The organism is Streptomyces sp. HUAS TT7 (assembly GCF_051550175.1).
Lineage (GTDB): Bacteria > Actinomycetota > Actinomycetes > Streptomycetales > Streptomycetaceae > Streptomyces.
Genome location: NZ_CP196175.1, coordinates 758,073 through 783,080 on the forward strand (window position 1 = coordinate 758,073; position 25,008 = coordinate 783,080).

Below are 25,008 nucleotides of genomic sequence, written 5' to 3' on the forward strand. Positions count from 1 at the left end.
CCCGACCGACAGGCTTCCGCCATGTGGGGTTCTTCGCGTTCGGCATGGCACTGGCCGTGCTCGTCGCCCACGTCGACAACACCGGGCGGCTCCCCTCGCCGCACGTCACCGGCCCCGGCCCCCTGCGAAGGCGGGCGGGCCGGGGCCGGCGCAGGCCGTCACGGCAGGACGAACCAGTCCATCCCGAGCGCCGCGGCGAGGCCCACCACGAGGAGCCAGGAACCAAGCCGGGTACGCCCATTGCGGCTCAGCTCGATGACCACGCCACACAGGATCAGCGCGAGCCCGTACACGCCGACGACGAGCACGGAGGACCGCGTAGCAAGCCGCACGACGAGGATCACCCCCATTGCCGCCATGAGCACTCCGGCGGCGACCATGCGGATGCGCCGCGCCTGCCGCGGGGCCATGCCGTGCCGCTCGGGCTCGTCGGCGGCAGCGGTGAGCTCGGGGTCCTCCAAGTCCCCGGCAGGATCGGCCGGCTGAGGACTCCGGGGCTGCTCGGAGGATGCGGAGGGCGCATCGCCCCCGGCATCCCCGGCGGCCTTCGCATCCTCGGCGGCGTCGGCGGATTCCGCGCCCCGCCCCTGCGGTGCCCGCTCGGCCGTGGGCCGACCAGGGGCCTGGTTCACTACCGTCGCGTCCGCCGCGCGGGACGCTCCCCGCGCTTTCGGGGTCGCGTCCACCGCTTGTTCCTGATCCGAGGTGCTCATGAGCCCGGATCGTAATCGCTTCCCCCGTTACGGTGTTCCATCCAGGTCACGGCCGCGACACACCTCGACGTGAGTCCCCTCACAGGCCGTCACCTGCCGGTTGTCCGCAGGCCCCCGCCACCTGCGGCGCTCCCTCCGGGCGCGGATCACCACGCGACATCGGACGACCCGCTGTCAACTCACCGTTATCTTCCGGGACGTTGACCCTTATAGCAGGGCGAAATAGTCTTCCTCCATGTTCTCTACGGGGGTAGAGCACTGCTCTTGGGAGCGATGGGCGAGAGATCGACGGCGAAGAACGCCGATCATTCCGCCGATCCGCGGCCCGGTCGATTCGCCGGGCACACCTGATCCACTCGCCGGGCCCGCACGGCCTGTCGTCGTGGATTCCGTTTTTTGCACGCAGCACGGGGGAAGCACGTTGAAAGTTCGCCTGCTCGGGTCCCTTGAATTGACCGATGGACACATCACGTTCAAGATTCCCGGCGAAAAACTCAGGGCGATCGTGGCGGCACTCGCCCTTTCGCCCAACCGTCCGGTATCCCGAAACGACCTCATCGACGAACTGTGGGGAGAGGAACTCCCGCGCAACGCCGAGAACTCCCTGCAGGGTCATGTGGCCCGGCTCCGCCGTGTCATCGAATCCCGTACGGGCCACAACGGTCTGCGGGAACTGATCCGCACGTCCGGCTTCGGCTACGCCCTCGCACTCCCGGAGAGCGACGTGGACGCCTCGCTGTTCGAGTCACTGGTCCGCGAGGCGACCGCGCTCGGCCGGAGCGACCCGGACCGCTCGGTGCGGCTGCTCACCGAGGCGCTCTCGCTGTGGCGCGGGCCCGCGCTGCTCGACGCCGGGCAGGGGCTGATCAGCCGCATGGCGTACACCCGGCTCACCGAGATCAGGCTCACCGCGTACGAGCACCTCTTCGACGCCGAGCTCGCCCGCGGCCTGCACCGTGAAGTCATCACGGAACTCCAGCAGTTGCACGCCCAGTACCCGCTGCGGGAGCGGTTCTGCGAGCAGCTGATCACCGCGCTGTACCGCTCGGGCCGCCAGGCCGAGGCCCTCGACGCCTACCACCGCACCCGGCAGCGGCTCTCGCACCACCTGGGTCTGGAGCCCGGCGAGGCGCTGCGCGCCAGGTTCCAGGGCATCCTGCGCCAGGAGCCGGTGCCCGCCGGACGCTGAACACACCCTACTTCAAAGGGAGTTGGTGACCCGCAGCAGCTGCCAGACGGCGCCCGCCCTGGCCCTTCCCTGGAAGGCCAGATACTCGGGCAGGACCAGGTGTGGCGCCCATTTCTCCTTGTACGCCAGCTGGCTCGCGGCGGGGTACACCTTCTCGCCGTGAGCCGCGAGCTGCCGCAGGAACCAGGCCGTGGGCCGGCTGGCGGAGGGCGCCTCGCGCTCGGGCGTGAGTCCGGTGAACGGGGTGAACCCGAGGTGCAGCCACTCGGCGCCCTCCGCGCGGAAGGCCTCCACGGCCGTCAGATTGATCGCCTCCAGGACGCCCGGCGCGGTTCCCGGCAGCCGGCGGCTGAGGTCGTGCAGCAGGCCGGCGCGCTTGCCGAAGGCCGGCGAGTACGAGATGTAGGCGACGAGTTCGCCGCCGATCCGGCCGGCGAACAGCCGGCGGTGCACCTGTCCGGAACCGCCGAGCTGGCCCACGAGGAACTCGATCTCCTTGACGTGGCGCCCCTTGCCGCGCAGCCACTGCCGGTCGATGGTCCGCACGTCCTCGGCGATGTGCTCGTACGGCACTTCGGCCACCTCTAGGCCGCTGCGGCGCGCCCGCGACACCTTGTTGCGCAGTTTCACGAACCGCGAGCCCTTGAGCCCGAATTCGGGCAGGTGCAGGGAGTAGGAGGCACCGACCTGATTCACGGTGAATCCGCAGCGCGCGTAGAGAGCGACGTCCTCGCTCTGCAACTGGACGGCTGCCACCGTGCTCCGGCGCGCCTGCGCGAAATCGAGGAATCCGCGCAGGAGTTCCTCCCGCGCATGCTCCGGCGCGAACACTCCGCCGAACTGCATCAGATACTTCCCCGCACTCCGATAGGCGATCACACCCGCACTGCCGGGCACGGTGAAGTACTCGTTTCCCGTGTTCATCGCCAGAAACGCGCTGGGATTGTCCGCGTAGTCCTGCAGTTGATGCAGAACGCTGTCAATGGCGAGGACATGACCGGTCATCGAAGCTCCTCCGCTGGTCGTCCGGCGAATCGTCCCACCGTGCCGTGTCGAATTCTCTGAAGCCACCGTCTCAGTGCCGTCTCAGGTGCTTCTCAGCCAGGGCTGAAAAATTTACGGCGAAACATTCAAGCAATTCCGCCGCGCAGTGCGGGGCGGACATAAACGGGGGCCTTGCGTGACCGGAATATCAGCGAAATCGCGTGCGCTGCTGCATCCCGACGACGTGCTGCTCGCCCAGGGGGCGCGCTCCTACGGCTCGTACGTGGCGGGGAAGAGCGTGCCGGGTGAGGAGTGGGTGTACGTCGTCGACTCGGCGGCTCTCCTCGACGACGCGTTCACGAGTCTCACGCTCAAGCGGAAGCTGGAGAAGGGCTGGACGCCGATCGGGCCGCTGCCCGGCTCGATCGTCGCCCGCGTGGCCAAGGCCTCCGCCGACACGGTCGAGGAGGCACTCGAAGCGGCCGCGGGCGCCGCCGCCGAGTGGGGTGCGACGCCACTGGAGCTACGCCTCGACCAGGTCTGCACCCTGCTGCGCGAACGCATCGCCGAGCGCACCGACGAGATCATCGAGGTGCTCGTCCAGGAGGGCCACCCGCTGGCGCTTGCCCGGTGGGAGGTGTCCGGGATGCTGCAGTGCTGGAGCCCGGAGTCGATCGGCTTCTACCACTCGCAGATGATCCAGGAGTTCCGGCACGGGGTGCGTGAGATCTCCGTGCGGCGCAGGCCGGACGGGGTGGTGTGCCTCAACCCGCCGCAGAACGCGCCGATGGCCAGCGCCCTGCTCGGCGTGTACTCGGTCTTCGCGGGGAATGCCCTGGTGGTGCGGGCGCCGCGCAGCGGGCCGCTCGGCGTGATGTACGCCCTGCAGGAACTGGTCGCCCCCGTCCTCGACGAGGTGGGCGCGCCGCCCGGCACGCTCGGGGTGGTGTGCGGGGACCCGGGGCCGATGCTGAACTCCTGGCTGGCCAGTGAGCATGTCGACGACATCATGTATTTCGGCAGCAGCGAGAGCGGCATCCGGTTCCAGGAGCGGTGCATCGCCGCCGGAAAGAAGCCGATTCTCGAACTCGCCGGCAATGACATCGTGACGGTCTGGAAGGACGCCGATGTCGAACTCGCCGCCGAGGCGCTCACCGAAGGTTTCTACGGTTCCGGCCAGCTCTGCATGATTCCCAACCAGGTCGTGGCCCACCCCGACGTCGCCGACCGGCTGGTGGCCGAACTGGCCCGCCAGGCCCAGCGGATCAGGCCCGGCCGCGCGGCGGACGAGGGGGTGCTGCTCACCCCGGTGCTGCGCAACGAGAAGTTCTTCGAGTGCCTCGACGACGCTCTGGCGCACGGCGCCGAGCTGGTCTGCGGCGGCCATGCCATGCAGATCGACGGGACGCGGGACGCGAACGGCATCTTCCTGGAACCGACCGTCGTCCGCGTGAACGGGCTCGCCCAGGCGCGGCGGGTGCAGGCGGTGCGGCACGAGACGTTCTTCCCGCTGCTCCCGGTCGTCGTGGCCGAACAGGCCGAGGACGACGAGCTGTTGGCGTCGTTCATCGACTTCGTGAACACCAACTGGTACGGCCTGCGCAACTCGCTGTGGGCCAAGGACCGCGCGGTCATCGACCGGTTCGTGGGCCGGGTCACCGAGGGCGGGCTGCTCAAGGTCAACGACTCGCACATCGGCTTCCTGCCCTATCTGCCCTCGCACGGCGGTACCGGTCTGACCGGCGGCGTGTTCGGCGAGGCCAACTATCCGATGCTGCGCACCACCCATGTGCAGGGCGTGAGTGTCGCACCCGGCGGGATCCGGCCGCGCGACGCCGTGTTCGGCACCGGCAGCAGTGCGGCCTGAGGAGGTTCCGATGCGTTCGACACAACGGGCCGCGGAGGTCTGCGAGCGATTCCTGCCCGGGCTGCTCGGCAAGCTCGCCGACATCCCGCTGAGCGAACTTGAGGCGCCGGGCAGCCCGGCCCTCGCCCACTTCAAGGCGTGCAGGGGCCCGGGTCTGGTGATCCCGGAGGCTTACCAGGGCAGCGGTGCCACACCGCTGGAGGCACTCGCCGTGGTGCGGGCGATCGCGGCGGCCTCGCCGTCGTTGGCCGTGGGCACGACCATGCACCACTTCTCGGTGGCGACCCTGTTCACGCTCGCCGACAGCATCAAGAGCAGCGGCATGGAGTGGGCGCTGCTCGAAGGCATCGCCGAACAGGGCCTCCTGGTCTCGTCGGGCTTCGCCGAGGGGCGGCCCGGACAGGGCATCCTGTCGCCGACCATGACCGCGGCGAAGGCCGAGGGCGGCTATCTCATCAACGGTGCGAAGAAACCCTGCAGCCTGGCGCACTCCATGGATCTGCTCACCGCGTCCGTGGCACTGCCCACCGATTCCGGCACCGAGATGGCGGTGCTCCTGGTGCCGCGCGGCACCCCGGGCATCACCGTCCACCCGTTCTGGAAGAGCTGGGCGCTGGCTGGAGCGGAGAGCGAAGAGGTGCGGCTCACGGACGCCTTCGTGGACGAACAGCTCGTCGTACGGCCGGAGTTGGGCGACGAGGGCGAGCTGGACGAGCTCCAGACCATCGGCTTCATCTGGTTCGAGCTGCTGATCTCGGCCTCGTACCTGGGCATGACCGGCGCCCTGGTGGAGCGGGCGCACGCCGCGGGCCGGGGCAGCGTCTCCGACCGGGCCGAGCTGTTCATGACGTACGAGAGCGCGGGCCTGCTCCTGGAGGGTGTGGCCCGGATGCTCGGGGACGGCGAGCACGGCAACGAGGCGCTCGCCAAGACGCTGGTGGCCCGGTACGCGGCGCAGGACGCGCTCGGCGTGGCGGTGCGGCGGGCGGTGGAGATGCTCGGCGGCATGGCGTTCATCGGCTCGTCCGACGTCGCCTACCTCGCCGCGGTCTCGCACGGCCTCGCCTTCCACCCGCCGTCGCGGGCGAGCTTCGCGGCGCCCTTCCTCGACCATGTCGACGGCCACCCGCTGCGGCTGGCCTGAAGGGGGTGGACACCATGACGGTCACGACGACGCCGGTCAAGGAGCTGCCCGACCGGGACGACCTCGGCCGCCTGTACCGGGCCCGGCTCAGCAAGGGCCGGGCGATGCTCGGCGAGATGTTCGGCGGCCATGTGGAGGTGGCGTCCGAGGGGGCGTGGGTCACCACGGCCGAGGGGCGCAGGTTCCTGAACTGCGGGGGCTACGGCGTCTTCATCACCGGCGCGAAGCACCCCACGGTGATGCGCCACGTACGGGAGCAGCTGGAGCAGCATCCGGTGGCGACCCGGCTCTTCATGGAGCCGCAGATCGCCCTCGCCGCCGACGCCCTGGTGTCCGTCGCCCCGCCCGGCCTGGAGCGGGTGCACTTCGCGGGCTCGGGCGCCGAGGCGGTGGAGGCCGCGATCAAGGTGGCTCGCACGCGCGGCAGGACCCGGCTCATCGCGATGGCGGACGGCTACCACGGCAAGACGATGGGCGCGCTCAGCCTCACCGGCAAGGACGTCTTCCAGGACCCCTTCCGCCCACTGCTCCCGTCGGTCACGCATGTGCCGTACGGGGATGTGGAGGCCCTGCGCAAGGAACTCGCGGCCTGCCCGGGCGAGGCCTGCGTCTTCGTCGAACCCGTACAGGGCGAGGCGGGGGTCGTCATTGCGCCGCCCGGCTATCTGGGCGCGGTCGAGAACGCGTGCCGCGAGTACGGGGCGCTGCTCGCCGTCGACGAGATCCAGACCGGTCTCGGCCGGCTCGGCACCTGGTGGGGCTGCGGCCCCGAGGGGGTGCGCCCCGATCTGCTGCTCGTCGGCAAGGGGCTCAGCGGCGGCGTGGTCCCGGTGTCCGCGGTGCTCGCGACACCCGAGGTGTTCGGCGCCTTCGACCGAGACCCGTATCTGCACACCTCGACGTTTTCCGGCGCGCCGCTCGCGATGGCCGCCGCGCGTGGCGCGATCGCTGCGCTGCGCGAGGACAACCTGGTGGGGCGGGCGCGGGTGCTCGGCGACGAGATCCTGCGGGTCGTCGGCCGGATCGTGCGCGGCCACTACGGAACGGCCGTGCGCGAGGTGCGCGGGCGGGGGCTGATGCTGGGCATCGAGTTCACCGAGCCCGGCCCGGCGGGCGACCTGCTGATCGAGCTGATCCAGCACGGCGTCATCGCCAACCACTCCCTCAACTCCCATCTCGTCCTGCGCTTCACCCCGCCCGCGGTCCTGACCCGCGGCGATCTGGACTTCCTGTACGAGGCGGTGGACCGGGCCTGCCGGGCCCAGGCCGCCCGCTACACACCGACCTGTGAAAGTGGCTGAGACAACCATGCGCAGCACGCAACTGAAGGTCCGCGTCGAGGCGGTCTGCCCCAACTCGGCCTACGACCGCATCAAGGACTACGCCCGCTACCCGGAACTCACCCCGGTCGTACGGTCCGTGACGGTCCGTGAGGTGACGGACGAGGAGATCCACAGCGACTGGGAGGTGTACTTCCGCAACGGCATCCTGCGCTGGACGGAGACCGACCGGTTCGACGAGGCGAAGCTGCGGATCTCCTTCCGTCAACTGGAAGGCGACTTCGCCGAGTTCACCGGCACGTGGTCGGTGACGCCGGACGGCGACGGGTGCCTGGTGGACTTCGCGGCCGAGTTCGACTTCGGCATTCCGAGCCTCGCGGGCATTCTCGACCCGGTCGCGGCACGGGTCCTGAAGGAGACCATCGGCGTGGTCGTCACCAGTCTCTTCGAGCGGGCCCATGTGGTCGGGGACGACCCGGTGGCGCGCTCGGTCGCCCGGGCCGCCGCGGACGCGCCCCACCGGGACGTCCCCGGAGCGGCCGCCTGATGGACGCGAAGAACCTCTTCGAGACGCCGGTCACCTATCGCCTCGTCCGGCTCGAGTACGCGGTCGGGCTCGCGGTGGCCGCCGGGCTGCTCCTCGCCCACCTCGGCGAGGTGCGATGGGGGGTGGCGGCCGGGCTGTTCGTGTACATCGACCTGATCGGCTACATCCCGGGGGCGATCGCCCATCACCGCAGCCCCAACGGCCGTATCCCGCAGGCCTATTACGTGCTCTACAACGTGATGCACAGCCTGGCCACGCAGACGCTGGTGGCACTGGCGTGGATCTGGCTGTTCGGCGCCGAGTGGGCACTGCTCGCGCTCCCCATCCATCTGTTCGGGGACCGGGCGATCTTCGGGAACTTCCTGAAGCCGTTCGGCGTGAGCTTCGAACCCGTGGCGCACCCCGCGTACCAGCGCTTCAGCAGCGAGTACACGGCCGGAACCACGGGCCGCAAGCACCACGCGGTACGCCTCGACGCGAGGCCGTCATGACGGCGCCGGGGAGCGTGTCCACCCGTACGGGCTGGCGGTTCGCGTCGGGGGTGTCCGTGCTGACCTGCGGGGCGGCGGACCGGGCACACGGGGTCACGGTCAGCACCCTGTCCGTGGCCTCGGTCCACCCGCCGATGGTCTCGGTGGCGCTGCGCCGGGGCAGCCGGGGGCTCGGCGCACTGCTCACCGCGGGCCGATTCGTGGTCAACGGCCTCTCGGCCCAACAGGCCCCGCTTGCACGGTACTTCGCACGCAAGGACCGCAGCGACGGGCTCGCCCTGTTCGGCCCGGAGGCCCAGTCGGCGTGGGAGTCGTACACCGCCGACGGGGTGCCGCTGCTGGCCGGAACGGTCGGGCGTCTTGAGTGCCGGATCGAACGGACGGTGCCCGTCGGCGACCACGAACTGCTCATCGCCCGCGTGCTCGGCTCGTACCTCGGCAGCGGCACTCCCCTGCTCAACATCGACACCAGGAGCTGAATCCGATGACCAACTTGGAGAGCGGCCTGCCCGCGATTCCCGCCGAGGCCGACTGGGAGCGGGCGCCGTCCCTAGTGGACGGGGCGATGCAGCTGGAGCTGACGGCCGCCGACTGCGATCTGCGGTACTGGCTGCGGGCCGTCCCGCAGGGCACCCTGCGCGGCCAGGAACTGGGCCACGCCGACGACGTCCGCCCGCTGGCGGTGACCAGCGAGCCGGGCCCGCTGAACGACGCCCTCACCCAGGAGCTGGCGTTCCGCTCGATCGCGGAGGAGAAGGCGACCCGGGCGATCTCCTATCTGGTGGCGCTCGCACCCGACATCGACAGCATGGAGTTCTACGCCACCCAACTCCTCGACGAGGCCAGGCATTCGATGGTGTTCCGCTCGCATCTGATGTCCCTCGGCGTGACCGAGCGCGAGCTGTGGCCGACGGTGGAACGGCTGGCCGGCGCGGACCGCGAGGCGGTTCTGGCGCCGCTGGAGGAGCTCGGGCTGCGGGTGCTGCGCGACGAGGGCGATTTCATCGGGGGCGTGGTCGTCCTGACCATCCTGGTCGAAGGGGTGCTCGCGCCCGCGGCGGAGCTCAGCGAGCGCAAGTGGCGGATCTTCGACCCGGCGGCCGCCGACATCGAGCGGGGCGCCGCCATCGACGAGATCCGGCATCTCACGGTGGGCAGCTCGATCGCCCGCGAACACCTTCTCGCCCACCCCGAGGACAAGACCCACATCCTCGAACTGATCGCGCGGGGAAGGGAGTTGTGGGGTTCGCTGCCCGCCACGGACATGATCTTCCGCCGCGAGTCCCTGTTCCAGGAGGGGCTGCGCAAGCACGCCGAACTTGCCGGCGACTACGAGATCTGGCCGGGCCGACGTCTGGTGGACACCGATGTCGAGGAGCGTATGACGACCGCGCTCGGCTGGGCGGATGCCATGCAGCGCCGCCGCCTGGAGTACATGGGTCTCCAGGAGGCACTGTGACGACCACCGTCCCCACCCCGTCCGGCACGCTGGACGAGGTCACCCGGATCGTACGGAACGCCGGCCTGATGGACACCCGTCCCGGCTACTACGCCTGGAAGATTCCGTTCAACTTCCTTCTCCTGTCGTCTGGTTGGGTACTCTTCGCGATCCTGGGCGACAGCTGGTGGCAGCTGGCCGTGGCCGCGTATCTGGCGTTCTGCTTCGGGCAGACGGGCCTGATCGGGCACGACGCGGGCCACCGGCAGATCGTGCGCACCCGCCGGGGCACCGATCTGCTCGGCCACTTCCACGGCAACCTGTTGACCGGGGTGAGCTTCGGCTGGTGGGTGGGGCACCACACCGCCCACCACAACTACCCGAACCATCTGAAACTGGATCCTGACATCCTGCGCCGCCAGGTCATCTTCGACGCGGGCCAGCGCGAGCAGCGGACCGGCCGGGCGGCCCGCTTCATCGTCCGCCACCAGTCGTGGATGTTCTTCGTCCTGATCACGCTGGAGGGCGTACGGCTGCACATGTCCGGGTACGTGGCCGCGCGGCGGGGCGCCCTGAAGAAGTACCGCAGGACCGAACTGGCCGTGCTCACCCTGCACTTGGCGGCCTACTTCGCCGCCGTCTTCTACGTCCTGTCACCCGTGAAGGCGGTCGCGTTCATCCTGGCGCACCAGCTCCTCTTCGGCTTCTACATGGGGCTCCTCTTCGCCCCCAACCACAAGGGCCTGCCGGTGCGCGACGGCGAGAGCGAGGAGCTGGACTGGCTCACCCGCCAGGTGGTCACCTCGCGGAACCTGCGCCCGGGCCGGGTCACCGACTTCTTCTACGGCGGCCTGAACTACCAGATCGAGCACCATCTGTTCCCGTCGATGCCGCGTACGGGCCTGCGGCGCGCCCAGCCCCTGGTGAAGGAGTTCTGCCTGCGCGCCGGCCTGCCATACGCCGAGGTGTCGCTCATCGCGTCGTACCGGGAGGTCTCCGGATACCTGGGCGACATCAGCGCGGAGGTCGCCGCATTGGAGGGGACGGCGACCTCCGCCACACCGTAGCCTGCGGGCTTCATGGGGTTCGGGCCTGTTCGGCCAGGGCGCGCACGACCGCCGCGGCGGCCACGGCGTGCCCTCGGCCGTTGAGCCGGCCGGGCTGCGTGCTCCACAGCCGCTTGGAGTCGAGGCCCTTCTCATACGCCATCAGGTCGATGTGCAGGGCCCCATGACGGAGTGTCACCACCGTGACGCGCTCGACGAGAAGGCGCTGCCGGGTGCGGACGCGATCGCGCTGGGCGTCGGCCACCTGGCCGGAGCCGGACCAGTCGAAGGGGCTGACCACGGCCGCGTCCCGGCAGGTCGCCCCCTTCAACGACGTCAGGATCCGGCTGAGTTCGGACTCCACGACATCGGGGTCGAAGCTCCGGGCCCGCAGATCGGGGCCGCCGCAGGCCAGTACCGCGAGGTCGGCTTCGAAGGCCAGCGCCTGCGCCAGTTGCCGGGACCGCACCTCGGACAGGACCAGGTCGCGCCGGGGGCGCAGGGACAGACAGGCGAGTTCGGGCGGCCCGGCCTGCCTGAGCAGGCAGGCCACCCGCTCGGGCCAGGCTTTCGCCCGCTGGTCGCGGACCACGGCCACCGGCACGGGGCCCGCCTCGCAGCCGCCGAACACCACGGCCCGCCGCCACGGCAGCCCCGCGAGCAGTTCCTCGGCCTCGCCCGGTCGCAACACGTGCGGATCGGGACCGTACGGATCTGAGCCCTGCGGATCGTGATCCTCCATGGCGTTACCTCGCTCATCGATCAACCGGTGTTCTTCTCAAGGGTGTTGATCCGGGCAGCGTGCCCCGGCAGCTGCTCCTCGGCCCGCATGCGAACGATCTCTCCCCACGGGACGGACCCGCTGAACAACTCCTCCCCGGCACCGTTCACCAGCCGCACCCGTACGTCGGCGGCCCGGCACCGGTCCGGGGTGCGGGCGAGCAGCCCGACCAGCTCGGCCGCGTTCCGCCGGACCAGCTCGACCAGGACGGCCCGGTCCGCCGCCGCGACGAGCGCGTCGACCGCCGCGGGGTCGGTGGCCGCGGAATTGTCGAGCTCCGGCGCCGCCGCCCCGTCGAGCACCTGCCGCGCGACGTCCGCCAACAGGCGGTCGCTGAGGGCGAGATGAGCGAGCGTACGGTCGACGTCGTCACTTGCGGAGTCGATGCCGGTCCGGGAGGCCGCGGCACGGAACAGCCCGTCGTACGCGGACTCAAGGCCGGTCGTGTCCCACATGACCTCGGGCTCGCGGAGCGGGGTCGACCGGGGGTCCGCCGGCCTGATGTCGGAGCTCGTCGGCGCGGGCCGCACAGCCTGAACCCGTCGGCTCGCCGTCCCATCCCCCAGATCACCCAGCGCCAGCTCGACGAGTCGTGAAACCCCCGGCGCATCCAACTCCGTGAGGTTCCCCACCAGTTCGACGACTTCCGGCTTGCCTCCACACCGCAGGAACTTGCGGCGGGCCAGTTCCTCGTGGCTCGGCCCGTCCGTGCTGCCCGCAGCGCCCACGGCGGTGCGGCGCCCGGCCCGGAGCTCGCGGCCGTCGCGCAGCCGTACGGTGACCCGGGCGCCCAGGTCCTTCGTCGCCCAGCGGAAGTCGTCCGCCGGAGCCAGCCAGTCGGGTGGCAGCGCGTCCACGGCTTCTGGGCCGGCCGCCCCGGCCCAGCCCGCGGCGCGCTGCCCCGCGCGCCGCAGCGCCTGACCCAGCGGGGCCGTGGCGAGCAGCGCCGCGCGGCTCAGCGCGGGGTCGTGGACGGTCCGTACCTTCGCGGCGAGCGCCCAGCGTTCCGGCCGGGCCACGTCGGGCTGCGCGAGGTCGGCGGGTTCCAAGGAACCTGTCAGCAGGGCGGTCGCCACGTTGTAGGACACGGAGAAGTTCAGGGCGGCGACGCTGGAGTGGGGACCGACGGACTCGGAACGGGTGAGCCGGTCGAGGCCGCTGGTGAACAGAGAGCCCTCGACCACGACTTCGGCGATGTCGTCGACCGTCAACTCCCTTACTTCTGCGTGGAGTTCAGCGGCGCAGTCGATGGCCGCGCTGAGGTAGGCGCTGCCGGGGTAGACCTTGTACGAGAGCGTCTCGGTGTACCAGAGCGTGCCGAGCCCGCCCACGGCTTCCTCGGGGAGCGGCAGCGCGGCGAACCGGTGCAGGAAGCCCTGGGGATGTTCCAGGACGTCGGCCGGGCCGCCGAGCCCCGCCTTGGCGCCGTCGCAGGCACTGAGCCCGATACGGACCGGAACGGCAGCCGTGTACAGCTTGGCGTCGGTGGTGAAGAAGCCGCGCGGGAGCGTCCAGGTGGGGGTGGTGAAGGCCAGGCCGAGCGCGTTCACCCAGGTGTCCGCGAGAGCGCCCTCGGCGCGCAGCCTGCCCGCCACCGCACCGGCGAGGTGGGTGTGCCCGGCGGTCTGGCCCCGGAACGGGCCGAGCGTGGCGGCGGCGGTGATGCGGGCCGCGCATTCGTTGGCCGCCAGGATCGCGGTGGCGAGCCGCCGACCGTCGAGGCCGAGCGACCCGGCATACATGAGAGGGACGTTGACGCAGGAGTGGGAGAGGTGGCCCGCGTACGCGGTGTCGTCGAAGTCCAGGCAGATGGTGGCCATGGCCAGGGAGTGCGCCGCGCGCTCGGGGTCGCCCTGGAGAGGGCCCCCGTACGCCTGGCTGATCTTGGCACCCAGCGGGTGGCCGTATCCGGCGCGGGCGGCGGCGAGCTGGCTGAGAAGTTGGCTCCCGAGGTGGGCGTGGACTCGTTCCGGGGCATCCTCGACGTCCAACTGGCTTGCCCAGAGGGCAAGTTGAGCCAGCAATGAAGGCTCGCTCATCCCTGCCTCCGGCCCATGGCTGCCTCGGGCTGCCCCGCCTCGGCCTGCTTCGGTACGGCGTCGCCGCCTCGTCGGCGCAGGAAGACCAGGGCACACAGGCCGCCCACGAGCGTGCCTGCGGCGGCGACCTCCATCACCAGGTGCATGCCGTCGATGAAGACGGGGCTGACGGCGTCCATGACCGTGCCGCGCACGCCGGGTGGCAGCGTCCCGGCCTGCGACAGGTCGCCGCCGCTGAGCTGGTCGTACGCGCGGTCGCGGACCTGCTGCGGGAGGGGGGCCGCCGAGAGCGCTCCCGGCAGCGCGTCCCGCAGGTGGCGAAGCAGCAGGGCGCCGGCGAGCGCGACCCCGAACACCGCGCCGACCTGCCGGAAGGTGTTGGAGATACCGGAGGCCGTCCCCGCCTGCTCGGGCGGGACCGAGCCGAGCAGGGCGACCGTGGCCGGGGCACCGGTGAAGGAGACGCCGACGCCGAGCAGCGCCAGGGCCCACCAGTAGCCGCCGAAGCCGGTGTCCACGTCCAGCGCGGTCAGGCCGTAGAGCCCGGCCGCGGAAAGGACGGATCCGGCGACGATGGGCCAGCGGGAGCCGGCCCGGGCCGCGACCACGCTCGCCGCGAACGAGGCGATCATGATGGGTACGGTCAGCGCGAGGAAGCGGACGCCGGTCTCCACACTGCTCAGCCCCTGGAGGCTCTGCAGGACGAGGGTCAGCAGGAAGATCGCGGCGAACAGGCCGAAGAGACTGAGGAAGTTGACGGCGCCGGCGACCGCGACGACCGGGCTGCGGAAGAGTTTCAGGGGGAGCATCGGGTCGGGCTGTCGCAGTTCCCAGAACACGAACATCACCAGGGTCACCGCGGAGAGCGCGAACGATCCGACGATGAGCGCCGAGGCCCAGCCCCTGCTGTTGCCCTCGATGAGCGCGTAGGCGAGCGCGGCGATCGCGACGATGAACAACGCCTGTCCCACCAGGTCGAGTTGGCGGGTGCGCGGGGAGCGGTTCTCGGTGAGCAGCCGGGCGAGGACGAGCGCGGCGAGCACGCCGATGGGCACGTTGATCCAGAAGATGCTCTGCCAGCCGACGTGGTCGACGAGCACTCCGCCGGCCACGGGGCCGGCGGAGAGCGCGACCCCGCCGATGCCCGCCCAGATGCCGATGGCCTTGGCCCGGGCGGCCGGTTCGGTGTAGGCGGCGGAGACCAGGGCGAGCGACACCGGGATCATGACGGAGCCGCAGATGCCCTGGAGGGCCCGGCCCACGAGCAGCACGCCGATGGATCCGGCGAGCGCGCACATCACCGAGCTGAGGGTGAAGCCGATGAGACCGCCGAGGAAGAGCTTCTTGCGGCCGAGGATGTCCCCGAGGGTGCCCGAGGTGAGCAGCAGGCAGGCGAACGCGAGCGCGTAGGCGTCCACGATCCACTGCAACTGGGTTATTCCGGCGGCGAGTTCGTGCTGGATGTTCGGCAACGCCACGTTCACGATCGTGGCGTCGAGGTACACCATGAACACGCCGAAGCAGAGGAAGGCGAGCAGCAGCCCCTTCCTGGGGGCCTTTACTGTGCCGGCGCCGATGGTCTCGCTCATTGCGGATCCTCACGTGAGGGGGTCCGGGGACGGTCTGGCATTCGCAACATAATGACCGACGGTCAGTCAGTCAATGCGCAATGACTGGCGGTCAGTCACCAGGAGGGTAGATTGGGCCATGACCAACTCCCCGCAACCGGAGGCGAGTTCATGGCCACCACCAGTCCCCCGCTCCGTCCGCGCCGCAAGCGCGTCACCAGGAGCCCCGAGGACCGCCGCGCCGCGCTGCTGAACGGCGCCGCCGAGGTCTTCCGCGAGAAGGGCTTCGCGGACTCCACCGTCGCCGAGCTCGCCGAGGCGGGCGAGGTCGCGAAAGGCACGTTCTACCTCTACTTCGACTCGAAGGACCATCTGCTCGGCGCGATGTGGGAGGAGTACGTCGACCGGTTCCTGGTGACCACCCGGGCGCTCCTCGACAAGGGCGGGGCCTGGTGGCCGACGCTCGACCGGCTGGTGCGCGCGCTGGTGGCGCACGCCGTCGAGAACGCCGAGCTGCACCGCATCGTCTACCGTTCGGCGAACGCCAAGTCCCTTGATCTGTGCCGGAGTTCGAACCAGCGGGTCATCGATCTGATGGCGGAGTTCATCGGCCGCGGCGCACTCGCGGGCGCCTTCCGGGCCGGGGATGTCGGGCTCGCCTGCCGCATGCTGTTCCACGGCGCGCACGGCCTGCTCGACGATCTGATCAGCAGCGCGGAACCCATCGACGTCGAGGCGGTCACGGCCGCCGTCCTCGAACTGGCCCACCGGGGCCTCGGCGCGCCGGAGCCGACCGTCTGAGACCACGCCGCCCGCGGTCTCAGTGCCGTCTCAGCGAAATCTCAGCCCACCCCCGCAGGATCGGAACGTACGCGGAACGAGGCGTACGGGGAGAGGTACCCGAAGCGGCCCAACGGGGTTCCGGTGCTTTCCGGTCCGGGTGTGAAAGCCCTCGCAGGTTCGAATCCTGCCCTCTCCGCCACAGCCGAAGAGCCGCCTGTCGCGACGAGGTGCCCGCCGATGACTCCATCTCTCACGTCCGTTCTGGTAGTGGCCAATCCGGCCGCGGGAACGTACACACCGGAGATGTCGGAGGCAGTCGTCCGGCGGATTGCGGGGGTCGGCGCGACAGTCGAGCTGGCTGTGACCGAGCGGCCGGGCCATGCCCACAAGCTCGCCTTTGCGGTGGGCGAGCAGGGCGGCCCGGCCCTCGTGGTGTCCATCGGCGGCGACGGCACCGCCCATGACCTCATGACCGGCCTGTACGAGGGCGCACCCGCCGAGCAGCGCGTCCCGCTCCTCGTGCTCCCCTTCGGCACGGGCAACTCCTTCTACCGCGAGATCTGGTCCGACCGGCCCTGGCAGGAGGCCCTGGAGAGCGCGCTCTCGCGGCCGCGCGTGCGCCGGGTCGATCTGGCACGCGTCGCCGAGACGGACGGCCTGGCGCTGCTCGGCGCCTCGTCCGGCCTCGCCGCCCAGACACTGGTCACGGCACGCTCCGTCGCCGACACGGGCCGGGCCCGCTACGAGGCGGCCCTGGCCCGCACCGTCGAGGCGTTCCGCCCGTACCCGGGCCGGGTCACCGTCGACGGCGAGGTCGTCCACGCGGGCCCGACGGTGTCGGTCGGCGTGGGAGGGGGCCGCCATCGCGGCGGCCGGTTCATGCTGCTTCCGCGGTCCGTCATGGACGACGGACTGCTCGACGTCTGCGTCGCGGGCACGGCCCTGCCTCTCCCCGAGCTCCTGCGGCTGTGCCGCGACGGCAGCCATGTGGGCGGCCCCGGAGTCGTGTACGCGCGGGGCCGTCGCGTGGTGGTGGAACGCACCGACGGGGAGCCCCTCGTCTTCGAGTACGACGGCGATCTGCTCGCGGGCGCTGCCGCCCGCTACACCCTGGACGTGGACCCGCACGCACTCCCGGTGCTCGCCCCGTAACCGGCCTCGGCCGCGCCGGGGCCGCTCGGGGCTTCTCCGGCCCGGAAAACACGGAAAGCCGCCTCCGCATTGCTGCGAAAACGGCTTCCGACCTGCGAAAAAGCTGGTCGGGACGACAGGATTTGAACCTGCGACCCCTTGACCCCCAGTCAAGTGCGCTACCAAGCTGCGCCACGTCCCGATGCCCGTCTGACCTGGGGTTTCCCCCGGCCGCTCGTGCATGAGAACAATACCGCACTTCCCGGGGTGGTCACGAACCCGTTTCCCGGACGCCACACGGTGGCCCCGCCCGGCGCCCCGGCCCGGCCTTCCGGCTCAGTCGGTCTCGTGCCGCTGCCCCCGTTCGAAGTACGCCACGAGCTCGGGGTCCAGCCGCGGCACCTCGCGCGGGGTGCCGCCGGCCCGCAGCGAGGCCGTGGCCTGGTAGCCCGCGGCGACCGCCATCCGGGCGGCGACCGGCGAGGTGTCGGTGACGCCCCCGTCGCGCACGAAGCGCAGGAACTCGTCGATGATCAACGGGTCCGCGCCGGCGTGCCCCTGGTCGTCCTCGGGCTTGGGGATGTCGTATGTCTCGTCGGGCTCGGCGCGGTACTCGGAGCGCCGGGAGTTCCAGACCTTCACCTGGCCGCCGGGGCCGTCGCCGAAGTTCTCCAGGCGGCCCGCATCACCGATGACCGTGTAGTTGCGCCAGTAGTCGGGGGTGAAATGACACTGCTGGTAGGAGGCGAGGACACCGTTGTCGAGGCGCATGTTGAGCAGCGAGACGTCCTCGATGTCGATGACGGGGTTGAGCGCACGCTGGGTGTGCGGCGGCCAGTGGCCGTCCTCGGTGTACCAGTCGTCGGTCTTGGGCTCGCCGGGGGCCCGGCGGTGCGGGTTGTCGCCGTACACCATCAGATCGCCCATGGCCTGGACGTCGCGCGTGTAGCCGCCGGACAGCCAGTGCAGTACGTCGATGTCGTGCGCGGCCTTCTGCAGGAGGAGGCCGGTGGTGTACTGGCGCTCGGCGTGCCAGTCCTTGAAGTACCAGTCGCCGCCGTAGCCCACGAAGTGGCGCACCCACACCGTCTTGACGGTGCCGATGGCGCCCCGGCCGATGAGGTCGCGCATCATCCGGACGACGGGCATGTGGCGCATGTTGTGGCCCACGTACAGCCGGGTTCCGGTCTCGCGCGCGGTCTGGAGGATCTCGTCGCAGCGCTCGACCGTGATGTCCAGAGGCTTCTCGACGAAGGCCGGCTTCCCGGCGAGCAGGGCTGCGCAGGCGAGGTCGGCGTGCGTGTGGTCGGGGGTCAGGACGAGCACGGCGTCGAGGTCCGGCGCGTCGATCACCTTGCGGTGGTCGGTCGTGACGAGCGCGTCGGGGAAGGCCGCGGCGGCCGCCTCGCGGGCCCGGGGGTCGGGGTCCGCGACGGCAGCGACCACGGCGCCGCGACCGGGCCGGTGTGCGGTGCGCGCGATGGTGCCGCGCATGCCGTATCCGATGACGCCGATACGGAGGTCGGTCATGTCAACTTCCTTCACGTCGGGCAGTGTTGCCGTGGGTCGGGTGGGGGCGCCGCGGGACGGCCGGGCCGCGCCGGCGCACGGGGGACCTACCGACCGGCGGGCACCATCGCCCAGGGGCATGCTGCGCATTGTTCTCGATGTGGGTGCCCACGGCAGGTACATCGCGGCAGCCGCCTGTCGGCGTCGGCCGGGGGGTGCTCGTCCGGCCCATGGGGTGGCCGGAATCCTCACCACTTCCCCACACCTCAGGGACCGCCGGCGCCCGTGCGGCAGCGGGGGCCGCTCGGTCAACCCCTGTTTCGCGTCGGCGGCCGGTGTCCGGATGCGGGCGCTCACCGGCCGGACCGTGTCGGTGCCCCACGACGCCGGCGAAGGCGACCTCCGGTTCCGCATCGCACGCTCCGGCATGCACCCCGCACCACTTCCGCACACCGTACGCGCGGGGCCGCACCCCAACGCGCCGCCCCCGAGCGCAACCGTGAGGGTGACGGAGAGGTATCGGTGCCTCTTTCAGAACCGATCAACTCTCGTCCAAGGAAAGGGAGTTACGGATCAAGACAGTCGGCCGGGCGCTCCCTCGCGGATTTGTCCCGGACCGTCGGCGTGACGCGCCACGCGGCAGGGCGAGATCCCCAACCTCTCTTCGCTGCCGCCGATCCGAGATCCGCCATGCCGTACGCCGCACGAGAGACAGGCAGGTCAGCACCGCGATCGAGCGAATCACGCACCCTTCTCGACGGACCGCCCGACCCCGCCGCGTCCGGCACAACTCCCTTACCTAACCGAGTGGTTCGCCACCCGACGCCACCCCGGCGAAGCGAAGGCGCAGGCGGGTGCGGCACTGCGGGCCTCCCTCGTTCACCCACATGCATCAAGGGAAGGTCGATTTCGTCGATGTCGAAGCCGAATCGGTTCTGCACTTGTCCCCGGATGTCACGACCGTGCCCATCTGATTCCGCTTCCTGGCCCTCAGTGCCACATGCCCACGAAACCTTTGCCGTTGGCATGTGGCAGAAAGTTGTGTGAAGGGGATGCAATCGACTGGGACCGAACGGGCCGGCCCGCACACAACACATCGCCATTCAAACGTCAACACGCCTGATTCTGGCCAAAGTTGACGGCGAATGTTGTACGAACCGAAGGTGATCCACAGCATTGAGGAGGTCGGCCTCTTCGGGACGGGACCACTGCCGATGCACCACCTGCCGGTGCCTTGCCTGGCGGGCGTTTCGCGGAGGAGGGCTCGCGGATGGACGCATATTTCAACAGCCGACTGCACCAACAACTCAGGGAAGATGTACGCCACTTCGCGGAACGCGAGGTCCGGCCGCGGATAGCGGAGATGGAGACGGCCCGCACCGTCCAGCACGAGCTGTCGCGGCTCATCGCCCGGCAGGGCTGGATAGGAGCCACCGTGAGCCCCGCGTACGGCGGTATGGGGGTGGGGCACCTCGGCAAGACCATCATCATCGAGGAGCTGTCCCGGGTGAGCGGCGCGATGGGCGCCATGGCGCAGGCCTCCCAGCTCGGCGTCGCCAAGATCGTGCATTTCGGCAGCGAGGAGCAGAAGAAGAGCTGGCTCCCGGCCGTTTCCGCGGGTGAGTGCCTGCCGACGATCGCGGTCACCGAGCCGGAGTCGGGCGGTCATGTCCTGGGTATGGCGGCGAGCGCGGTCCGCGACGGCGACGAATACGTACTCAATGGCCGAAAAGTGTACGTCGGCAACAGTCACGTCGGTGATCTCCACGGGGTGATCCTGCGTACCGGACCGGGTTCGAAGGGCTTATCGGCGTTCCTGGTGGAGTCGGACCGGCCGGGCTTCTCGCTGGGCGAGCACCGCGAGGCGATGGGCCTGCACGGCTTCAGTTTCGGCGAGGTCCACTTCCACAACTGCCGTGTCCCTGTGGCCAATCGGCTCGGCGAGGAGGGCGACGGGCTCGCCGTCGCGTACTCCTCCAGCGTGCTCTATGGGCGGGCCAACCTCACCGCCGTGTCGCTCGGCATCCACCAGGCGATCCTTGAGGAGACCACCCGGTTCTGCACGGAGCGGATCCGCTACGGCAAACCGCTGTATGAACTCCCCAACATCAAAATCAAGTTGGGGCAGTTGAAGTCCCGCCTGATGACGGCCCGGCTTGTCGCCTACCACGCAGTCCATCTGCTCGACCAGGGGCTGCCCTGCGACGCGGAGCTCATGAACGCGAAGGTCGTCAACGTCGAGTCGACGCTGGACTCCGCACGCAACGCCATGGAGATCCACGCGGCGGCCGGCCTGTTCACCGACCGCCCCATCGAGCGCTATCTGCGCGACGCCCACCACATCTTCGCCCCGGCCGGCACCTCGGACGTACAGCTGCTGAGACTGGCCGAGGTAGCGCTGGGTACGGCGAAGGGCCAGTGGTCGCAGCGGCTCTCCGAGCTGGTGCGCATGGAGGAGCTGGCCGCGGCCCACTGACCGTATGTGCACCGCGAGGGCGGCTAGATACGGCCGTCCTCGCGCCGGTGGATCTGCTCGACGAGCTCCGCCGCCATGGACTTGATGGTCTCCAGGCCGGCCCGGCCCCAGGGCCTCGGCTCGGTGTCCACCACACAGATCGTGCCGAGCGCGATGCCCGTGCGGTCGATGAGCGGCGCCCCGAGATAGGACCGGATGCCGATCTCGTCCACGACGGGATTGCCCGCGAAGCGCGGGTAGTCGCACACGTCCTCCAGGACCAGCGCCTTGCGCCGGACGACGACATGCGGGCAGTACCCGTGGTCGCGGGCCATGATCCGGCTCACCCCGCCGGACGCGGCCGCCAGGTCCGAACCGGTGTGCGCGCCGTTCGGGGTGTGGAGACCGGCGAAGAACTGCTGGTTCTCGTCGATGAAGTTGACCATCGAGAAGGGCGCTTCGGTCACCTCGGCGAGCTTGCGTGCGAACTCGTCGAAGGCGGGGTCGGGCCACTCCCCCATGCCCAGCTGCCGCAGCCGCTGGACGCGGACCGGCGCCTCCCGGTCGACGGGGGTGAGCAGGAGGTGTCCGGTCGGGTCGTACGTCATGTCAAGCTCCATGGCTGGTGGCTGCCGGGATGGTGGCGAGCAGATGCTGGACCAGGGTGACCAGCGTCCGGATGCCGGAGCTGCCGATGCGGGCGTCGCACAGCACGACGGGGACCTCGGGCTTGAGGTCTATGGCGGCCCGCACCTCCTCCGGCTCGTAGCGGTACGAACCGTCGAACTCGTTGACGGCGACGAGGAATCCGATGCCCCGCCGCTCGAAGAAGTCGACGGCACAGAAGCATTCGTCGAGCCGCCGGGTGTCGGCGATGATCACCGCCCCCAGGGCCCCCTCGGACAGCTCGTCCCACATGAACCAGAAGCGCTCCTGCCCGGGTGTGCCGAACAGGTACAGCACGTGGTGGTCGTCCAGGGTGATGCGCCCGAAGTCCATGGCGACCGTGGTGGTGGTCTTGGACTCGACCCCTTCGAGGCTGTCGTGGGCCACGCTGACCGTGGTGAGGAGCTCTTCGGTGGAGAGCGGTTCGATCTCGCTGACCGCGCCGACGAAGGTCGTCTTGCCGACCCCGAACCCGCCCGCGACAAGGATCTTCAGCGCGGTCGGGAACTGGTCGACGGCGTCCCCGTCGGACAGGGCCTCAAAGCCGTCGTCGTAGGCCATCGAGCACTGCCTCCAGCAGAGATCGGTCGGTGGGTGTGTGGTGGAAGCGGGGGGCCCGCGCGGTCACCGCCCCGCAGTCCACCAGGTCGGAAAGGAGGACCTTGGTGACGACGGCCGGCAGCCGTAAGTGCGCCGAGATCTCCGCCACCGAGGTGGGCCCCTTGCACAGGCCGAGGGCCTGCGAGTGCTCGGGGCCCAGGAGCGTCTGGGGGACCGTGCCGGTGGCCATCACCTGCGAGAGCAGGTCCAGGGTCGCGGTCGGCCGGGTGCGGCCGTTGCTCACCGTGTAGGGGCGGATCAGCCGCCCGGCCGCGTCGTCGAGCCACGGCCCGTCCTGAGGGGCCGCCACGGTCAATTCCTCAGGCCGCTCGGTGTCCCTGCTCCTTGCCTGGCCGGCGTCACGAGGTAGGGCCGTACGCTCTTGACGAGCATGGCCATCTCGTAGCCGAGGACCGCGGCGTCGGCCTCCCGGCCGGCGAGCACGGCGAGACAGGTGCCCGATCCGGCCGTGGAAACGAACAGCAGGGTGGAGTCGAGCTCCACCACGACCTGCCGGACCTCGCCCCCGTCGCCGAAGCGGGCCCCCGCGCTCCGGCCGAGCGAGTAGAGGCCGGAGGCGAGGGCCGCCATGTGGTCGGCGCTGTCGGTATCCAGGCCATGAACGGATTTCACCAGACCGTCCGAGGAGAGCAGAACCGCATTGCGGGTGTAGGGCACCCGCTGGACCAGTCCGCTCAGCAGCCAGTCGAGGTCCGAGACGTGTCCGGTCGGCGCATCGCTCGCCATGGTGCATCTACTCCTTGGAGTGTTCGGCGTCAGTTTCCGACTGGAGCGCCTGGGGGGACTGGTAGGTCGGCTGTGCGGGGTGGCTCTGCTGTGCCTCGGCGAGGCCGATGCCCCGCTGGAAGGCGGCCATCAACCCCGGGTCGTGCAGGGCGTGTTCGTCGTCCTTGCGGGGTGCGGGGGCGTCCCGCAGCTGGGGTACGAGGTGTTCCTGGCTGCGGCGCCGGGGCAGATCGGGGCGGCCCATGGTGCCGCGCACGGCTCCGTTCTGGACTCTCGGGGTGACGGGCACCCGGGTCTCGACGGGCTCGGGGGCCGCGCCGTGGTGGATGCCGGGGGGCGCGGCGGCCGGGTTGGGCCGCTCGTCGTGCGCCCCGCGCACAGGCAGCGGGCCGCTGCCGTGGCCGGCCGTGGTGGGCTCCGGCAGATGCTGGCGGGGCGGGGGCAGCAGGTCGGTGGCGGGCCGGGCCTGATGTGCGGGCTCCGGCTGCACGGGAGCGATGGCGGGTGCGGGAACAGGGGCCGGGAGGGGCGCGCTCACCTCGGCGGGCTGGGTCATCTGCGGGGGCGACGGCATAACGGGGATCTGGCCGGTGCTCTCCCGCTCCGGGCTCTGCACCGCCTGCGGCTGGGGGCGCCCCTGCTGGCTGAGGCCCTCGGGCTCGGCGCCCAACAGGCCCTGCGGCAGCACTAGTACGGCCTGGACTCCGCCGTAGATGTTGGTCTGGAGGCGGACGGCGATGCCGTGCCTGCGGGCCAGCGCGGAGACCACGAACAGACCGATGCGGCCGTCCTGGAGGAGGTGGGCGACATTGACCTGGTCGGGGTCGGAGAGCAGCGCGTTCATCTTGTTCTGCTCGGTGACCGGCATGCCGAGGCCCCGGTCCTCGACCTCGACGGCCAGACCGGCCGTCACGAACTGGGCCCGCAGCAGGACTTGGGTGTGCGGGGCCGAGAACACCGTGGCGTTCTCGACGAGTTCGGCGAGGAGGTGGATGACGTCGGCGACGGCATGGCCGCGCAGTGTTCCGTCGATCGGCGGCACCAGCTTGACCCGGGGGTACTGCTCGACCTCGGCGATCGAGGAGCGCAGGACCTCGGTCATGGTGACGGGGTGGGACCACTGGCGCCGCGAGATGGCACCGCCGAGCACGGCGAGGTTCTCGGCGTGGCGGCGAATGCGGGTGGCCAGGTGGTCGACGTGGAAGAGGCCCTTGAGCAGCTCGGGGTCCTCGACCTCGTTCTCCAGCTCGTCCAGGAGCTGGATCTCACGGTGGACGAGGGACTGGAGCCTGCGGGCGAGGTTGACGAAGACCTCGACCTTCTGTTCGTTGCCGACGCTGCTGGAGAGCTGGGAGGCCTGCACGACGGCGACCACGGCCGCGTCGTGCGAACGGGTCAGTTCATGGGCGAGCAGCTCGAACTCGTCGGCGCCTGCGGGCAGTTGGGCCGGTGCGTGACGTGCCGGCGGTCCTTCGCCGCGGCGCAGCGCCTCGACGACCGTACGGAGGTCGGCGGCCGAGCGGGCGCTGCTCCGGCGCAGTCCGTTGGCTCGGCCGAGCACGGTCTTGGCCGCCCGGTCGGCGCCGATCCCGGCCGCGATGAGCGCGGCGATCGCGAGCACGGCGAGGCTCGCGAGCACGGCCCAGAGCCCCACGGTGGGGTGCCGGCCGGTGGAGTGCAGGGTGAAGGCGACGGCGGCCGCGCCGCACAGCACCGCCACGGTGGCGGGCAGCACGGCGGCGCGCAGCAGCTGCGGGCGTATGCGGGACTCGGGTGACGGGCGCGGCCCGGGGGGCATCGGCGCCCGGGCCGCCGGGGCCGGATGCCCGGCGTCGGCGGTGGGCTGCTGCGGCCGGGTGGCGTTGCGGCCGTGCCGCCCGCCCTCGCGGCGGTCCGGCCGCGCGGCGGGTGCGCGGAGATGAGACATCGGTGTCCTCGGTGCGTGGGGTCCCATGGATCATTCTGGCAGGCCCAACTCGGCTGATGTAAGGCCCACTTTGATCGTCGACCACTCACCGTAGTCGCCAATA

Annotated in this window: 23 protein-coding genes and 2 tRNA genes; 13 read left to right on the forward strand and 12 right to left on the reverse strand. The window is 70.6% G+C overall.

Annotation, left to right across the window (positions count from 1 at the left end):
* Positions 1 to 158: 158 nt before the first annotated feature.
* Positions 159 to 713, reverse strand: coding sequence for a hypothetical protein (locus ACSHXC_RS03615; RefSeq protein ID WP_438290126.1), 555 nt, complete (start codon positions 711 to 713; stop codon positions 159 to 161).
* A gap of 451 nt (positions 714 to 1,164) precedes the next feature.
* Between ACSHXC_RS03615 and ACSHXC_RS03620 the strand changes: the two genes are divergently transcribed.
* Positions 1,165 to 1,902 (forward strand): AfsR/SARP family transcriptional regulator, encoded by a 738-nt coding sequence (locus tag ACSHXC_RS03620; RefSeq protein ID WP_438290127.1) that lies wholly within the window; start codon positions 1,165 to 1,167, stop codon positions 1,900 to 1,902.
* Positions 1,903 to 1,914: 12 nt separating this feature from the next.
* Here the strand turns inward: ACSHXC_RS03620 and ACSHXC_RS03625 are convergent, their stop codons facing one another.
* On the reverse strand, positions 1,915 to 2,907 hold the full coding sequence (locus ACSHXC_RS03625; protein ID WP_438290128.1) for a bifunctional lysylphosphatidylglycerol flippase/synthetase MprF: 993 nt from the start codon (positions 2,905 to 2,907) through the stop codon (positions 1,915 to 1,917).
* 184 nt (positions 2,908 to 3,091) lie between these two features.
* Between ACSHXC_RS03625 and ACSHXC_RS03630 the strand changes: the two genes are divergently transcribed.
* The 8 genes from ACSHXC_RS03630 to ACSHXC_RS03665 are packed head-to-tail and all read left to right on the forward strand — an operon-like array spanning position 3,092 to position 10,720.
* Complete coding sequence (locus tag ACSHXC_RS03630; RefSeq protein ID WP_438296418.1) at positions 3,092 to 4,753, forward strand: aldehyde dehydrogenase family protein; 1,662 nt, start codon at positions 3,092 to 3,094, stop codon at positions 4,751 to 4,753.
* A gap of 10 nt (positions 4,754 to 4,763) precedes the next feature.
* Positions 4,764 to 5,897, forward strand: coding sequence for an acyl-CoA dehydrogenase family protein (locus tag ACSHXC_RS03635; RefSeq protein ID WP_438290129.1), 1,134 nt, complete (start codon positions 4,764 to 4,766; stop codon positions 5,895 to 5,897).
* A 14-nt stretch (positions 5,898 to 5,911) separates the two neighbouring features.
* Positions 5,912 to 7,198: an aspartate aminotransferase family protein gene (locus ACSHXC_RS03640; protein ID WP_438290130.1), complete on the forward strand. Its 1,287-nt coding sequence runs from the start codon at positions 5,912 to 5,914 to the stop codon at positions 7,196 to 7,198.
* A gap of 7 nt (positions 7,199 to 7,205) precedes the next feature.
* Entirely contained in the window at positions 7,206 to 7,724 is a 519-nt protein-coding gene (locus ACSHXC_RS03645; protein ID WP_438290131.1) for a type II toxin-antitoxin system RatA family toxin, read from the forward strand.
* On the forward strand, positions 7,724 to 8,215 hold the full coding sequence (locus tag ACSHXC_RS03650) for a hypothetical protein (protein ID WP_438290132.1): 492 nt from the start codon (positions 7,724 to 7,726) through the stop codon (positions 8,213 to 8,215). The genes ACSHXC_RS03645 and ACSHXC_RS03650 overlap by 1 nt, the downstream gene beginning before the upstream one ends.
* A gap of 14 nt (positions 8,216 to 8,229) precedes the next feature.
* Positions 8,230 to 8,694, forward strand: coding sequence for a flavin reductase family protein (locus ACSHXC_RS03655; protein ID WP_438290133.1), 465 nt, complete (start codon positions 8,230 to 8,232; stop codon positions 8,692 to 8,694).
* A 5-nt stretch (positions 8,695 to 8,699) separates the two neighbouring features.
* On the forward strand, positions 8,700 to 9,674 hold the full coding sequence (locus ACSHXC_RS03660) for a VlmB-like protein (RefSeq protein ID WP_438290134.1): 975 nt from the start codon (positions 8,700 to 8,702) through the stop codon (positions 9,672 to 9,674).
* Positions 9,671 to 10,720 (forward strand): fatty acid desaturase family protein, encoded by a 1,050-nt coding sequence (locus ACSHXC_RS03665; RefSeq protein ID WP_438290135.1) that lies wholly within the window; start codon positions 9,671 to 9,673, stop codon positions 10,718 to 10,720. The genes ACSHXC_RS03660 and ACSHXC_RS03665 overlap by 4 nt, the downstream gene beginning before the upstream one ends.
* A 10-nt stretch (positions 10,721 to 10,730) precedes the next feature.
* Here ACSHXC_RS03665 and ACSHXC_RS03670 read toward each other — a convergent pair whose 3' ends face one another.
* From ACSHXC_RS03670 to ACSHXC_RS03680, 3 genes are read right to left on the reverse strand one after another with little or no spacing between them, the layout of a single operon-like run.
* On the reverse strand, positions 10,731 to 11,441 hold the full coding sequence (locus ACSHXC_RS03670) for a hypothetical protein (RefSeq protein WP_438290136.1): 711 nt from the start codon (positions 11,439 to 11,441) through the stop codon (positions 10,731 to 10,733).
* 20 nt (positions 11,442 to 11,461) lie between these two features.
* Positions 11,462 to 13,519: an MmgE/PrpD family protein gene (locus ACSHXC_RS03675; RefSeq protein WP_438290137.1), complete on the reverse strand. Its 2,058-nt coding sequence runs from the start codon at positions 13,517 to 13,519 to the stop codon at positions 11,462 to 11,464.
* Entirely contained in the window at positions 13,516 to 15,108 is a 1,593-nt protein-coding gene (locus ACSHXC_RS03680) for an MFS transporter (protein ID WP_438290138.1), read from the reverse strand. The genes ACSHXC_RS03675 and ACSHXC_RS03680 overlap by 4 nt, the downstream gene beginning before the upstream one ends.
* A 150-nt stretch (positions 15,109 to 15,258) precedes the next feature.
* On the opposite strand from ACSHXC_RS03680, the gene ACSHXC_RS03685 reads away from it, so the two are divergent.
* The 3 genes from ACSHXC_RS03685 (at position 15,259) to ACSHXC_RS03695 (ending at position 17,022) form a co-directional block, all read left to right on the forward strand.
* The gene (locus tag ACSHXC_RS03685) at positions 15,259 to 15,888 is read left to right on the forward strand and encodes a TetR/AcrR family transcriptional regulator (protein ID WP_438290139.1); all 630 of its coding nucleotides are present in this window, start codon (positions 15,259 to 15,261) and stop codon (positions 15,886 to 15,888) included.
* Positions 15,889 to 15,977: 89 nt separating this feature from the next.
* Positions 15,978 to 16,069: transfer RNA gene (locus tag ACSHXC_RS03690), tRNA-OTHER, on the forward strand.
* Between the two features lie 38 nt (positions 16,070 to 16,107).
* The gene (locus ACSHXC_RS03695) at positions 16,108 to 17,022 is read left to right on the forward strand and encodes a diacylglycerol/lipid kinase family protein (protein ID WP_438290140.1); all 915 of its coding nucleotides are present in this window, start codon (positions 16,108 to 16,110) and stop codon (positions 17,020 to 17,022) included.
* Between the two features lie 104 nt (positions 17,023 to 17,126).
* Here the strand turns inward: ACSHXC_RS03695 and ACSHXC_RS03700 are convergent.
* Positions 17,127 to 17,203 (reverse strand) — tRNA-Pro (locus tag ACSHXC_RS03700).
* A 134-nt stretch (positions 17,204 to 17,337) separates the two neighbouring features.
* The gene (locus tag ACSHXC_RS03705; protein WP_438290141.1) at positions 17,338 to 18,531 is read right to left on the reverse strand and encodes a Gfo/Idh/MocA family protein; all 1,194 of its coding nucleotides are present in this window, start codon (positions 18,529 to 18,531) and stop codon (positions 17,338 to 17,340) included.
* Positions 18,532 to 19,780: 1,249 nt separating this feature from the next.
* Between ACSHXC_RS03705 and ACSHXC_RS03710 the strand changes: the two genes are divergently transcribed.
* The gene (locus ACSHXC_RS03710; RefSeq protein ID WP_438290142.1) at positions 19,781 to 20,986 is read left to right on the forward strand and encodes an acyl-CoA dehydrogenase family protein; all 1,206 of its coding nucleotides are present in this window, start codon (positions 19,781 to 19,783) and stop codon (positions 20,984 to 20,986) included.
* Between the two features lie 23 nt (positions 20,987 to 21,009).
* On the opposite strand, the gene ACSHXC_RS03715 is transcribed toward ACSHXC_RS03710, so the two are convergent.
* Genes ACSHXC_RS03715 through ACSHXC_RS03735 form a run of 5 tightly spaced genes read right to left on the reverse strand, consistent with a single transcriptional unit; the run spans position 21,010 to position 24,905 of the window.
* The gene (locus ACSHXC_RS03715) at positions 21,010 to 21,573 is read right to left on the reverse strand and encodes a GAF domain-containing protein (RefSeq protein ID WP_053730981.1); all 564 of its coding nucleotides are present in this window, start codon (positions 21,571 to 21,573) and stop codon (positions 21,010 to 21,012) included.
* Position 21,574: 1 nt separating this feature from the next.
* The gene (locus ACSHXC_RS03720; protein WP_438290143.1) at positions 21,575 to 22,192 is read right to left on the reverse strand and encodes a GTP-binding protein; all 618 of its coding nucleotides are present in this window, start codon (positions 22,190 to 22,192) and stop codon (positions 21,575 to 21,577) included.
* Positions 22,170 to 22,541, reverse strand: a complete 372-nt coding sequence (locus ACSHXC_RS03725) for a DUF742 domain-containing protein (RefSeq protein WP_438290144.1) — start codon at positions 22,539 to 22,541, stop codon at positions 22,170 to 22,172. The genes ACSHXC_RS03720 and ACSHXC_RS03725 overlap by 23 nt, the downstream gene beginning before the upstream one ends.
* Before the next feature lie 2 nt (positions 22,542 to 22,543).
* Complete coding sequence (locus ACSHXC_RS03730; protein ID WP_189966702.1) at positions 22,544 to 22,978, reverse strand: roadblock/LC7 domain-containing protein; 435 nt, start codon at positions 22,976 to 22,978, stop codon at positions 22,544 to 22,546.
* Positions 22,979 to 22,985: 7 nt separating this feature from the next.
* Positions 22,986 to 24,905 (reverse strand): ATP-binding protein, encoded by a 1,920-nt coding sequence (locus ACSHXC_RS03735; protein WP_438290145.1) that lies wholly within the window; start codon positions 24,903 to 24,905, stop codon positions 22,986 to 22,988.
* Between the last annotated feature and the right edge of the window lie 103 nt (positions 24,906 to 25,008).